Genomic DNA, 13,612 nt, shown 5'->3' on the forward strand with positions numbered 1-13,612 from the left:
CTATTTATTTTCGCTTCCAAAATTACAGATTATTCTCTTTTACGCCAATTTTCTTCCAATAAAAAAGCGCATTCTTCAACAATTCGCCTGCATCGAGACCTCTTTTCCCCGAAGCCGGAGCATCGCCATCGGCCTCTTTCCCAGGGTGATGAGCGGGTACCAGTATCTGCAGGTGGAAGGGGTTGGCCTCCTCCTTGGGCACCCCTATCTTGAAGGTCGCCCGCGAGTGCACGGCCAGGCAAAGCAGCGGCAGCGACCGGGCGGTAGACACGTCGATGAGCACCTCGCCGTCGTGCCGGTCGAAGTTCTCGAGGAACTGCCGGGTGGGCCTACGCCACAACCACGAACTGCGCAGGGACAACACGGGGTCGCACCCCGGTATGGAGGCGGGAAGCTCGCTTTTGCTGCGCGCCTCGACCACCAATGTTATCTTTTTGCCGGCGGCCGCCAGTTCGGCCAGCACGGGCCGTAGCGACGGTATATCGCGCCCCAGTGCCAACATGACCAGCCTATCGGCCTCGTCGAAGGCCCGAAACCTCTCGGGCGCAGGTTGCTGCAACCTGCGCCTCACTCGCCATCCAGTAATCCACGAAAGACACATATCACACGCTGTTTATCGAATCATCTCCAAAAATTCATCTTCCGACAAGATGCGCACCCCCAGCTTGCGGGCCTTCTCGAGCTTGGCCGGACCCATGTTCGCACCGGCCAGCAGATAGGTGGTCTTGCCCGATACCGAGCCGGTATTCACCCCGCCGTGCTGCTCGATCATCGCCTTGTACTCGTCGCGCGAGTGGTGGGCAAAGGTACCGCTGATGACAATCGTGGCACCGGCCAGCTTGTCGGTCCGCTCCGAGAGCCGCTCCTCGGTAATCTGCATCTGCACGCCATAGCCGCGCAGCCGCTCGATGAGCCGCAGGTTGTCGGCATCGGCAAAGTAGGCCACCACGCTCTGGGCGATGCGTTCGCCGATGTCGCCTATCTGGGTGAGCTCCTCGACCGTGGCCTCGCGCAGCCGGTCAATCGAGTGCAGGGCCAGGGCCAGCTTCTTGGCTACGGTCTCGCCCACATAGCGTATGCCCAGGGCAAAGAGCACCCGCTCGAAGGGCACCTCGCACGACTGCCGCACGGCATCGACGATGTTCTGGGCCGAGCGTTCGCCCATACGTTCGAGCTCGGCTATCGCCGGGGCTTGCAGGGTATAGAGGTCGGCCACGTCTTTCACCAGCCCGGCGTTGTAGAACTGGTTCACCGTCTCGCTGCCGATGCCGTCGATATTCATTGCCCGGCGGCTGATGTAGTGCTCGATACGTCCCTTGATTTGCGGCGGGCACCCCTTCTCGTTGGGGCAGACCCAGGCGGCCTCGCCCTCGATGCGTTTCAGTGGCGTGCCGCACTCGGGGCAGTTGCGTATGAAGCGCACCTTCTCGCCCACCAGCACGCGGGCCGAGGTATCGACGGCCGTAATCTTGGGTATGATTTCACCTCCCTTCTCGACATAGACCATATCGCCTATGTGCAGGTCGAGGGCGTTGATTATATCTTCGTTGTGCAGCGTGGCCCGCTTGACAATGGTACCCGAAAGCAACACCGGGTCAAGATTGGCCACCGGGGTAACCGTGCCCGTGCGCCCCACCTGGAACGACACCGAGTTGAGCCGCGTGAGCGCCTGCTCGGCCTGGAACTTGTAGGCAATGGCCCACCGGGGCGACTTGGCCGTATAGCCCAGGTTCTTCTGCTGGCGCAACGAGTTGACCTTGAACACCATGCCGTCGGTAGCCACCGGCAGATGCTTGCGCTCAGTGTCCCAATAGTTGATATACTCCTTCATCTCGTCGACCGAGTGGAGAATGCGCATGGCGTCGGAAATCTTGAAGCCCCAGGCACGGGCCCGCTGCAGATTTTCGTAGTGGGTATCGGCCGGCAGATTGTCGCCCAGCAGATAGTAGAGGTAGGCATCGAGCCCCCGGGCGGCCACCACGGCCGAGTTTTGCGACTTGAGGGTACCGGCTGCCGCGTTGCGGGGGTTGGCAAAGAGGGGCTCTTCCTGCTCCTCACGCTCCTTGTTCAGCGCCTCGAATACGGCCCAGGGCATGAGTATCTCGCCCCTGATTTCGAACGAGTCGGGATAGTCGTTGCCCCGCAGTTGCAGGGGAATGCTGCGTATGGTCTTCACATTCTCGGTCACATCGTCGCCCCGCGTGCCGTCACCCCGCGTCACCGCCTGCACCAGCCGGCCATGCTCGTAGATGAGCGAGATGGAGGTACCGTCGAACTTCAGTTCGCCCACCAGCTCAAACTCCTCGCCCATCAGCCCCGTGCGCACCCGGTCGTAAAAGGCAGCCACCTCTTCGATCGAATAGGTGTTGCCCAACGACAGCATGGGGTAGCGGTGCTCGACCTGCGTAAAGGCCCGGTTGATGTCGTTGCCCACCCGCTGCGTGGGCGAGTTGGGGTCGAAATACTGGGGGTAGGCCTCCTCGAGCTGCTGCAACTCGTGCATCATCTCGTCGAAGGTGCGGTCGTCGATGGTCGGGGCATTCAACACATAGTAGTTATAGTTGTGCTCGTCGAGCTCCTTGCGCAGGCGAGCTATCTTTTCCTGGGGAGATTCCATGTAACAGTGAGGTTTTTAATTCTACACAAATGTAAGATTTTTACCCAGAAAATCGGGTATAATTTGCCAAGAATGTTATACGCCGATAGCCATAAATAACTTATCTTTGCGGGTAAAATCATCAAGCGCAAAAAAATGCTGCAAACAAAAAATTTGTGTGGAGTGACGCTGCAATACAACGTCGAAGGCGAAGGCCTGCCCGTGATACTGATGCACGGCTGGGGGTGCAACCACACCACCGTGGCCTCGATCGAACGGCTGTTGACGCCTCACTTCAAGGTCTATAACCTCGACTTCCCGGGATTCGGCGGCAGCAGCACGCCGCCGGCCGTGTGGGGCGTAGAGGAGTATACTTGCCTGGTCGAGGCTTTTGCCCGGGCCGAAGGCATCGAGCGTCCCATCCTCATCGGCCACTCGTTCGGCGGCCGGGTGTCGATACTCTTTGCCTCGCGCAACGCCACCCGCAAGGTGATTCTGGTCGATGCCGCCGGCGTGAAACCCCGCCGTCCGCTCAAATACTACGTGAAGGTCTATTCGTTCAAACTGTGGAAACGGCTGCTCCCCCTCGTCGTGGGCCGCAAACGGGCCGACGAAACCATCGAGGCCTATCGCCGCAAATCGGGGTCGGCCGACTACAACGCCCTCACCGGCACCATGCGCAACATTCTGGTCAAGGTGGTGAACGAAGACCTCAAGGCGGTGATGCCCCGCATCCAGTGCCCCGTGCTCCTCATCTGGGGCAAGAACGACACCGCCACCCCCCTGCGCGACGCCCGCACCATGGAGCGCCTCATTCCCGACGCCGGGCTCGTGGCCTTCGACGATGCCGGCCATTACAGCTTCCTCGACAAGCCCTACGAGTTTAATGCCGTAGTACAAAACTTTTTACAGCCCGATATAAAACAAAAATCATGACTCAGATACTCTCCATCATCACCTTCCTGGCCCTGCTCTTCTACACCGCAACCGAAGTGAAATTCCAGTTGCAGATGATGCAGCAGAACACCTACCGCAACGACCGCTACAACCGTTGGCTCAAAGGCGAATCGTTCGCCTCGGTATCGCGGCTCGTCGACCTGTTTCTGCTCCTGCTGCTCTCGACCAACTTTCTGCCGCTCTTCGTGCAGATTGTCGCCATCACGGTCGCCCTCTACAAGAGCGTGAACCACCTGAAGGCCAAGTACAAGAAACCGCTGGTATTTACCCGCCGGGCCACCCGCCTCTACGTGGCCGCCCTGCTGCTGACCCTCATCATTGCCGGCCTCTCTGCCGCTACCACTACGCTCAATAACGGCAGCCGCGCCCTGCTGGCTCTGGCCATCCTGGCCCCCTATCTGATGATGGCGGCCAACTGGCTGATGCAGCCCGTCGAGAAACAGATCAACCGCAAATATTACAACGAGGCCAAGCAAATACTGGCCCAAATGCCCGGCCTCACCATCATCGGCATTACCGGCAGCTACGGCAAGACCAGCACCAAGCACTACCTCTACCGCATCTTGTGCGAGCGGTACAACGTGCTGATGACCCCCGGCAGCTTCAACACCCCCATGGGCGTGATACGTACCGTGCGCGAGCAGATGAAGCCCTACCACAACGTATTCATCTGCGAGATGGGTGCCAAGCAGATAGGCGACATCAAGGAGATTTGCGACCTGGTGAATCCGCAGATAGGCATCATCACCGCCGTGGGCGAGCAGCACCTCGAGTCGTTCAAGAGCATCGAGAATGTGCAGCGCACCAAGTTCGAGCTGGTCGACGCCCTGCCCGCCTCGGGCTTTGCCGTGGTCAACAACGACTTCCCCTACATCGCCAACCGCCCCGTCGACAACGTGCCGGTGAAACGCTACACCATCGCCGACACCGGAGCCGACTACCACATCGAGAACATCCGCTACGACAGCGACGCCACCCGATTCACCGTGGTGGGCGGCGGCGAGCGCATCGAACTGAACACGAAACTCATCGGCGAGTGCAACCTGTCGAACCTCATGGCCGCCGTCATCGTGGCCCGGCACCTGCAAGTGCCCGTGCAGTCGATACAATACGGCGTGAGCCGCATCGAGCAGGTGGAACACCGCCTGAACATGAAACGGACTCCCGGCGGCATCTCGATTATCGACGACGCCTTCAACTCCAACCCCGACGGCGCCCGCATGGCACTCGACGTGCTGCGCCGCATGACCCAGGGCAAGCGCATCGCCATCACCCCGGGCATGATCGAGCTGGGCGACAAACAGGTCGAATACAACCGCACGCTGGGCCGCCAGCTCGCCACCGCCTGCGACTACGTGATGGTGGTGGGCCGCTACAACCGCGACGCCATTCTGGCCGGATTGCAGGCCGAGAACTTCCCCGAAGAGAAGCTCTTCGTGGCCGACTCCTTTGCCGAAGCACAGGCCCGCCTCGCCCAGGTAGCCGAAGCCGGCGACACCGTCCTCTACGAGAACGACCTGCCCGACACCTTCAAGTAAACCCGATTATTCACAACACAACAAAACATATCGTTAGCACAGAAAGATTATGAAAACTACCGTTGGTGTTTTTTTCGGAGGCCGCTCGACCGAGCACGAAATCTCCGTCATCTCGGCCCTGCAGGCCATCAATGCCTTTAACAAGGAGAAGTACGAAATCGTCCCCATATACATAACCAAACAGGGCCGCTGGTTCAGCGGCGACGCCCTGCTCACGGTGAAGAACTACCGCGACATGGCCGCCCTGCAAAAGATGTGTACCGAGGTATACATGATTCCCGAATACGGCGACTACAACGTCTACCGCAAGAAGAAACCCCTCTTCGGGAGCGACATCTGGGCCAAACTCGACGTCGTGGTGCCCGTGCTGCACGGCAGCAACGGCGAGGACGGCATCTTCGAGGGAGTGCTCGAGTCGATAGGCATCCCCTATGCCGGTTGCAACACGCTGGCCTCGGCCAACGGCATGGACAAAATCACCATGAAGATGATTATGCAGCAGAGCGGAATCCCCATCGTCGACTACGTGTGGTTCACCGACAAGCAGTGGTTTGCCCAGCGCGACCAGCTTATCGAGGAGATTGAGACGAAACTCGGCTACCCCGTCATCGTGAAACCGGCCAACCTGGGCTCGAGCGTGGGTATCTCGCACGCCGACAACCGCGAGGAGCTCATCGCCAAAATCGACGTGGCCGAGAAATACTCGACCCGCATCGTCATCGAAGATATGGTCGAGGAGCTGAAAGAGATCAACTGCTCGGTACTGGGCGACTGCGACGACTACCGCACCTCGGTATGCGAAGAGCCCATCAAGAGCGGAGACATCCTCACCTATGAAGACAAGTACATGGGCGGCGGCAAGTCGAACAAAGGCATGCAGGCTACCCAGAAACGCATCCCGGCCGACCTCACTCCCGAGGAGACCGCCCGCGTGCAGTTCCTGGCCGGCGAAACCTTCCGGGTGCTCTCGTGCCACGGCGTGGCCCGCGTCGACTTTATGATCGACGGCAAGAGCGGCAACATCTACGTGAACGAAATCAACACCATCCCCGGCTCCCTCTCGTTCTACCTGTGGGAGGCATCGGGCATCCCCTTCGACCAACTCATGGACCGTCTGGTCGACCTCGCCCTCAAACGCAAGCGCGAGTCGGCCATGAAGACCGTCAGCTACGACCAAAATATCTTCAATCTGGGCAAAGGCCTCAAAGGCGGCAAGATGGGAGCGAAATAAGAAACAATCACTATCCTTGTTAAAAAAAAGAGGTCATGGGGATAACAAACGCCCCACGACCTCTTTTTGATTGAAATCCCTATTCAAGCACGTTACTCTCCCGGCGATTCTATCCAGTATTCACGCAACAAGGCCTCGAATTTTATCTTTCCGCAACAAGCCGATTTTTCGGCATTATGAAAACGCCACGAAGCCGGGTGATTTACCAGCTCAATAGCAATTTCCTCCCACACAATCGCTTTTTCTTTACAGTAATTCAAAAAAGAATTGTAGGCCAACTTGCTGAGAAACACAATCAACTCGGGCTCCAAAACCCGGATAATCCCCGTCAGCGCTTCCCCCGCCACATCGAGGTCGACCGGCTGGGGCACAAACTGTTTGCGACGGCCGATATCGTGCGCCGGACGCAAAAAGTAATTGTAAAAGGCCGATTCGCCAAGGGCATATTTATCGTGCGCGATGTGCTGCTCGTCGAGAACCCTGTTCATACAATCATATACCCGGGTGAAAGTCCTGTACCCTTTCCAGTTACTCACATCGGACTTTCGATATTCGGGAATCAACTTTGCATCAGGATTGCAATACCACTCTTGTGGCTTCAAAAAATCGCTATACGGGATATCCGAATCATTGAAATAATTGCTTTCCCCAACCAACAGCATCTTCCTGTGTGCATTATCTTCCCGCCAAAAGCAATCACCTACGGCTGGGACCAACTCGGGGAAACGGACGAAGATGCCCTCTTTGACAATTCCGCCACAACCGATTTCTTCCAACTTGTTTCTCATCACATATTCACAATTAAACGAGAGAGACAGAAATCACAGCTCCGACACCTCTATATAGTAGTTTTCCTCATCGGCTTCGGTCAGCTTTATCAGATAATCGGTTTGATCCATCGTATTCGTCACCGTAAAAGTGGCATACGATTCTTCATCTTTGACCAATACCGGTTTACTCAACACGACTCTTGCATCGACATCCTCGGCCGTATCGAAATAAAACTCGATAAATTCACACACATATCCATCTACGATATCCCCAAAAGGAAATTCTTCTTTGGAAAAATTATTCTTTGCAATATATTGGATTTCTTCCCAAGCCTCACTATACACTTTTTGGGCAGCCTCTTCGACCATTCTCTCATATTTCGCTTGGTCTATATGGTACATACCTCCCGCATAACCACGCAGCAGCCAATTACTTGCATTAGCTTTTCGGGCATATTCTTCTGCAATTCTTCCTCGTATTTCATTATATTTCTCTGGCAATACATCATTCTGATAAATCGTGAGTATAATCAACGGTTTTGCCTCTACCATCATGGAATCCAAATCGATTGTCCCTACCGATTTTAGTGTCATTTGATTGCCACATGAGACTGCGGTCCATGCGACAAATACGACGAATGCGATAAATACCATGCGGTTCATTGCCCGTTTCATAAAAGGCTTGTTCGAACTGGATTCTACATTTATTCCCATATTATTAAATTTTTCGGTTATCATATCATTTCTCACCACTTAAAATTAGTGACAGAGGTGGGCGAGTCTCTCACCCACCTGCTTTTCTCCTACTTTTTAGGAACAAAGGCATAATTCTTTCCACTAATAATTTTTGCCTCTCCTCCCATAAGACGTGCAGCTGTCAATAAATCATTATACGAAGCATAAGTCTGCACATTTCCATTCGGAAAATTCAATGTGTACATAATATATAGATTTAAAATGTCTCCCAATCCCCAAGAGACCTATCCATTAAAGAAATGCAGGATTGCATCACCACTTTATCTGGTAACGACATTTCTATCTCGTAATCTCGTCCCGAGGGCTAAACAGGAGAAGGTTCTATCGTTTCCTGCCGCCGCGCCATCTCTTTGTAAGAAGAGAATTGCTTTTTACCCAAAGAATGTTTAGGAGCTTTAGCATTTAATACATCTGCATCTGTTAATGCTTGGGCAAACTCTTCCATTTCAGGCATGCACTGTGTCCATTTTTGGTCTATAGCTCTTTCTTCTGCAAACCTTTTTTCTTCTGCAATTGAAACCCTCTCATATTCTTTTTGAGCTATTTAATTTAAATAATGCTCTCTTCTGTATTTTTCTGATGCTTCGAAATTACCATATTCATATTCAAACGTATATAGACTTCCTTTATCTTCTCTTGAACCATATAGTTTATGAATATCCATAGAAATAACATTTCCTTTGCTATCGTAACTCAATAATACATCCTTGCCGAGGGGTTCCTCGTCGCTTATGATAGATAATTGACCCTTTGAATTATATTCGTATTTATATTTATAAAGGTTAGCATAACGCTGATCTTCCTGGCGCATAGGTGCTGATTTAATTTCAAAGGCGAATATATAGAGGTAATTTTGTAGATTATGAATATTATCGCCAGGGACTGGATAAGGCTCCCAAAATCCATCATACCGTGGATAGGTATTATATGGAGATAGTCTCCATTCTTCAGTGCCACGCACTCCTTCATAGAGATAACCTACTGTAGTATTATTCTCTTTCACAAGTTTTATTTTGAATTTCAATTCATAATTAGTTGGAGTCAAAACACTGTGCGAATAACAGTCTATAGTAGAAAGAGTTCCATCGTCATTATATTTGTATTCATAAAAATAATTGTATGGATTATCTTCAGACGCAACGTGTAAAAGGCGATGATTTTTGTCGTAATACAGTGTCGCTTTAAGGTTTTTAGTATTATTTACCCGTTCTCCAAATTTAGTTTCCCACCATTGATGGTATATTTTTACGCAGGATACATTCCCATGAAGTCTTAATGCATTTACATAAGGATTTCTTGCTTGACGAGATAGAACTGAGAATATTGTACAAGCAAGTGTAATAAACAAAATTGTGATCCGTTTCATAATTTTATTTGTTAATATAGTTATAGTATTCCAAAATATTTTAAGATAGAATATAGATAATCAGTATATTCTTCATTCGCAATCTCTTGCTTTTCTGGATTGATTTCGTCTTTTTTTAATACGATTGTGGCAAACCTGTCGTATTTCATGGCATCTACAAATGGTTTGAACTTTCGTCCGTGCATAAATCTCATATTACATGCACAGACGATTAGTTCTGCATCAATGTATTTTTCACAACACTCTTGTAACAACTGAGGATAATCACCCCATGTAGATATGATTATCGGTTTTCCCGAGTAATCAGGATTTTTGTAAAAAACATAATCGAAGTCTTTCTGTTGTGGATTTCCTTTGGGAATCTTCTCTTTCAAATATAATCCACTTATTTCAATTTTGTTCGCAAGACTATTAAGGGTAGTGGTCTTCCCACAATTATCTTCCCCTGACAGAATAATAAGTCTCATAATGAAAATATTGTTCGGTCCAACCCCCAATACCGAATTTATATTTAAATAAAGAAAGTGTGAAGTTGATTGCTTATTGAATAGAGGTTCTGGAATAACCTTTGCGTAATAAACAATACCCCACACTTGCTGTTATATATCGGGAATGATATATGACAGAACAAGAGATGAATGTCGTTTCTTCCTTTACGCAATGAAATTTTCCAGATTTCTATTCAAGGGAAGCAATACACTTTCATCAATATGTAATTATCATCTTGCGATGACATTACAAATATACGAAATGTTTTCGACATTCGTGGAGTATTGTAATACAAATTTGCTACTAAATTCGCACAAAATCAATATCGATTTGAATTTTTATTTGGATTCTTTATATTGAAGCATAACCTGCCGCTCTTTTTGCCATCTATTAAAAAAGTGAAGAAAGGGGTAAAGAGGGGGGACTATTATCGAAGGGACCGAGCAAATCACTCCACATCAAAACAAAAAAAAAAATTGCCCGAGGTGCAAGACTGAATATCACCTCGGGCAATCCGTTACGTTGAATACCTAAAACACCTATTTTATCTTTTATCGAAAGAGAGTTTCTACATTTTTTGGGCCTGGCCTGCCCGGTCGGTCTGGTTCGGGTTTGAACCGGAAGGGAGCCATCACCTCATCTTCGAGCCTGAGCCACTGCTCATACTGACCCTTGTCGAGCACCTTCTTCAGCTTCTTGTCGCGCTTCTGAGCCGCTTTCGTCAGGTTCTTGGCTATCTTTTCAGGGTCGGGACGGTCATCATTCCAATCCATTTCTCGAGGAGGCATGGGAGGCCGACCGCCTCCCATACCTTCAAAACCGCCACCTCTGTGCGGTCGGCCGCCTTCCATACGATGGCCCTGGGGCGGCATCTCTCCTGAACCTTTTTCCATACCCCTCTGTGGAGTTGGTCTGTATTTGAATATGGTCTTCTATTCGACAAGCTGAATCTTGTACACCTTCTTGTACTGCTTTTCGGTAAGCCCCAACCGGCTCTGCATGGCCTCGGTAATGAGGCGAGCATTCCGCTCGGGCGAAGGTATATCCTTGTACGATTTGAGCGGTGCATCGGCCCAGACTGCCATCCAAAGGGTCGACAGCACGACGAGTAAAGCTCCTGTTTTCAATCGACTGTTCATCGCGGTTGTCCTTTCTTTTCGCTACAAAGAAATAACAGACTTACGGCCTTTGAAAATAGTTTAGACAACCGGCTCGATTGTCACGACGAACCGTCCCGGGAAGGCCGCAAAACGGGGAATGAAGCCATTCCCCACACAGGCGCCCAATATAACCAAGAGGGCCGTACCCTCAACATAGGATACAGCCCTCTCGCCCTATTCAACAAAAATTATCTACAAAACCACTTTGACAGTCTGCCGTGCTACTTTTACCAGATACATGCCAGAACCCGGGAGTTCGATATTCGAGGCTTCACCCCGATATACCAACTGGCCACCCAAACTGTACACCTCGACCGGCAGGTTGTCGGCAGCGCCCTCTATGCGAATGCGGTTGCCATCGACTACCACCTGCAGGGCAGCATCGGCGCAATTGTCGATACCCGAGGGATTGTTTACCTGTATATTCTTGAACAGTTTCCAGCCATCGCTTGTCTTGTAGGAGTCTACCGAGCCATCGGGCACAAGCAGCTCGGCGGTGTTGTAAACGGTTTCGTCGAAGGCCGACTCGCTCAACACCGGAGCTGTGGTACTCAGCGATACCACCGATGTGATGGACGGACAACCGGCAAACGCCTCGAAACCGATCGCCGTTATCGTCGAGGGCAACTTAACCGTGCGCAAGCCCGTGCACTCGTAGAATACCGAAAAGCCTACCATGGTCGTACCCTCCGGCAACTCGGCCATGGTCAGTCCGGTACACCCGTCGAAGGCTCCGTCGCTGATTACCTTCACCGTCGAAGGCAGTTTTATCGAGGTAAGGGCCACACAACCCTTGAAGAGTTCGGATGAAATTTCGGTTACTCCCTCGGGGATATTCACGCTTACGAGGCTGCTGCATCCTTCAAAGGCGTGCGCACCTATCGACTGAACGGTTTCCGGAATTTGCAGCGAGGTCAAAGCGCTGCAATCGACAAACATATACGACTCGATTGCCGTAAGCGGTGCCTGAATGTCGACCGATTTCAGAGCGCTGCAACCGTTGAATACCGAATAACCCAGCGAACTTACTCCCTTGGGAATTACAATCGACTCCAACTTCGTACAGTTGGCAAAGGCCGACGCACCGATAGAGGTAACCGTAGAGGGAATCGTTATCGACTCCAGCTTGGAACACCCCACAAACACGTTGTAGCTGATGGTCTCCAGCCCCTCGGGCAGGTCGATGCCGGCCAAAGCCGAACAATTCTCGAGCGACGAATACTCCAGTGACTTTATATGAGCAGGCAAATTGATGGAACTCAGCCGGGTACAACCGTAAAAGGTGTGATGCTCCAGGCTGGTCAGCTGGTCGGGCAGGTCAACTTCGGTCAAAGCGATGCAACCGGCAAAAGCCCAGTTGCCTATCGCCGTCACCTTATCGGACAACTGTATGGATTTCAGACTCCGGCACTCGTAAAAGGCCCACTCGCCAATCGAGGTAACCGACTCGCCCATCTCGACCGACTCCAAACCCGTGCAATAATAAAAGACTTCGTCGCCTATCGAGGTAAGGTTTTCAGGGAGCACAATCGACTTCAAACCGGTGCAATCGTAGAAGGCCGAATTGCCAATGGTTCTGATCGAAGTCGGAAATTCGATTTCTTCCAAACCGCTACATCCGCTGAAGGTAGAGGGGGCAATGTGGGCAATGCCATCGGGGATGCGAAAGGTGGTGAGGCCACTGCAATCCCACAAGGCATACTCGCCTATCGAGTCGACACTGGCCGGGAACACCAGCTCGGTGAGCGAACTACAGCCCGAGAAGGCATAATTACCAATCAAAGAGACCCCGTCGGGTACGGTTACATCCGACAGGTTGCCGCAAAATTCGAACACCGAGTCTTCGATTTTCGATACCGTCGACGGCACGGTCACCTTCGTCAGGCTACTGCAACTGGCAAACATCGAGGTGCTAAGCACTTCGATACCCGTGGGCAAAACAACCTCTTCCAACGCCCGGCAGCTATAAAAGGCCGATGGACCTATCGAGGAGACGGCTGCCGGAATGTCCAGAGAGACCATATTGGTACACCCCGAAAAGGCCGACTCGCCAATCGCGGTAACCGACTCGGGAAGGATGACACCAAGCAACGATTCACAATCTTGGAATGCCGTTGCCCCAACTCCCGTTACCGTATACGTTTTACCCTCGAAAGTAACCTCTTCGGGGATTCGCACAGTTCCGGAATAGGCCGGAATCGGGCCCGGGGCCACTTCTACCGTAAGGTCGTCGGCCGAAAGCACATTGTAATATACACCATCGGTCGAGAAGTCGGACGCATTTACAAAAAATCCGATTGACAGGCAGACAGCCACGGAGAACATTTTCAGAATAGATTTTCGCATAATTCAACAATTTAAGGTGGGTTTAAAATAAAGGGGAAATATCTAGCTGAGGATTAGGTTCATAGTATAGAGATTTAGATTTCAATATTTCAAATTAAAATGTTTAGATGATTATTACTATTCTTTTCGATGCCTAAATCTACAAAAAATTATCGAATTGCAAATAATTTTTGTAAAAAAACTGCATTAAGTCAAAAGAAATATACAATAAGACTAAATAATATGAGACTTTCGGGGCCGTATCGGGTGAAAAAAAGATTGAACAGCCACCCGAAAAGGCCGGCCGGAAAGAGCTGTCTCCACAGGGTGAAGGCAGCCATCGGTCCCCTCAAATCCTCCCCTCCCCCCAAAAACAGTCACGGCGAACCTTGCGGCCCGCCGTGACTTTATGCGGTATATAAAA

Annotated in this window: 13 protein-coding genes; 3 read left to right on the top strand and 10 right to left on the bottom strand. The window is 51.3% G+C overall.

The genetic code is table 11. The annotated features are described in order from the left end of the window. Nucleotides 1–22: 22 nt before the first annotated feature. Complete coding sequence (locus tag NW211_RS00825; RefSeq protein ID WP_258326587.1) at nt 23–601, bottom strand: DUF6913 domain-containing protein; 579 nt, start codon at nt 599–601, stop codon at nt 23–25. Between the two features lie 12 nt (nt 602–613). Continuing rightward, nucleotides 614–2,617, bottom strand: coding sequence for an NAD-dependent DNA ligase LigA (gene ligA / locus NW211_RS00830; protein WP_258326588.1), 2,004 nt, complete (start codon nt 2,615–2,617; stop codon nt 614–616). 135 nt (nt 2,618–2,752) lie between these two features. Here ligA and NW211_RS00835 point away from each other — a divergent pair, with 135 nt between their 5' ends. The 3 genes from NW211_RS00835 to NW211_RS00845 are packed head-to-tail and all read left to right on the top strand — an operon-like array spanning nt 2,753 to nt 6,322. Continuing rightward, nucleotides 2,753–3,532, top strand: a complete 780-nt coding sequence (locus tag NW211_RS00835) for an alpha/beta fold hydrolase (RefSeq protein ID WP_258326589.1) — start codon at nt 2,753–2,755, stop codon at nt 3,530–3,532. Beyond that, nucleotides 3,529–5,091 (top strand): UDP-N-acetylmuramoyl-tripeptide--D-alanyl-D-alanine ligase, encoded by a 1,563-nt coding sequence (gene murF, locus NW211_RS00840; protein ID WP_258326590.1) that lies wholly within the window; start codon nt 3,529–3,531, stop codon nt 5,089–5,091. Before NW211_RS00835 ends, murF begins: the two co-directional genes overlap by 4 nt. A 49-nt stretch (nt 5,092–5,140) precedes the next feature. After that, nucleotides 5,141–6,322 (top strand): D-alanine--D-alanine ligase family protein, encoded by a 1,182-nt coding sequence (locus NW211_RS00845; RefSeq protein ID WP_258326591.1) that lies wholly within the window; start codon nt 5,141–5,143, stop codon nt 6,320–6,322. A 92-nt stretch (nt 6,323–6,414) separates the two neighbouring features. Here the strand turns inward: NW211_RS00845 and NW211_RS00850 are convergent, their stop codons facing one another. The 8 genes from NW211_RS00850 to NW211_RS00885 all read right to left on the bottom strand — a co-directional run bounded on the left by NW211_RS00850 (nt 6,415) and on the right by NW211_RS00885 (nt 13,209). Beyond that, nucleotides 6,415–7,110, bottom strand: a complete 696-nt coding sequence (locus NW211_RS00850) for a hypothetical protein (protein ID WP_258326592.1) — start codon at nt 7,108–7,110, stop codon at nt 6,415–6,417. Between the two features lie 33 nt (nt 7,111–7,143). Further along, on the bottom strand, nt 7,144–7,806 hold the full coding sequence (locus tag NW211_RS00855; protein ID WP_258326593.1) for a hypothetical protein: 663 nt from the start codon (nt 7,804–7,806) through the stop codon (nt 7,144–7,146). A 346-nt stretch (nt 7,807–8,152) separates the two neighbouring features. Then, entirely contained in the window at nt 8,153–8,302 is a 150-nt protein-coding gene (locus tag NW211_RS00860) for a hypothetical protein (protein WP_258326594.1), read from the bottom strand. Between the two features lie 90 nt (nt 8,303–8,392). Next, nucleotides 8,393–9,214 (bottom strand): hypothetical protein, encoded by an 822-nt coding sequence (locus NW211_RS00865; protein WP_258326595.1) that lies wholly within the window; start codon nt 9,212–9,214, stop codon nt 8,393–8,395. Between the two features lie 20 nt (nt 9,215–9,234). Next, entirely contained in the window at nt 9,235–9,681 is a 447-nt protein-coding gene (locus NW211_RS00870) for a hypothetical protein (RefSeq protein WP_258326598.1), read from the bottom strand. Nucleotides 9,682–10,254: 573 nt separating this feature from the next. Continuing rightward, on the bottom strand, nt 10,255–10,596 hold the full coding sequence (locus NW211_RS00875) for a hypothetical protein (RefSeq protein WP_258326599.1): 342 nt from the start codon (nt 10,594–10,596) through the stop codon (nt 10,255–10,257). Between the two features lie 39 nt (nt 10,597–10,635). After that, complete coding sequence (locus tag NW211_RS00880) at nt 10,636–10,842, bottom strand: hypothetical protein (protein ID WP_258326600.1); 207 nt, start codon at nt 10,840–10,842, stop codon at nt 10,636–10,638. A 213-nt stretch (nt 10,843–11,055) separates the two neighbouring features. Next, nucleotides 11,056–13,209, bottom strand: a complete 2,154-nt coding sequence (locus NW211_RS00885; RefSeq protein WP_087408217.1) for a leucine-rich repeat domain-containing protein — start codon at nt 13,207–13,209, stop codon at nt 11,056–11,058. Between the last annotated feature and the right edge of the window lie 403 nt (nt 13,210–13,612).

The sequence above is a fragment of the Barnesiella sp. ET7 genome (assembly GCF_024733785.1).
GTDB classification, from domain to species: Bacteria; Bacteroidota; Bacteroidia; order Bacteroidales; family Barnesiellaceae; genus Barnesiella; species Barnesiella merdigallinarum.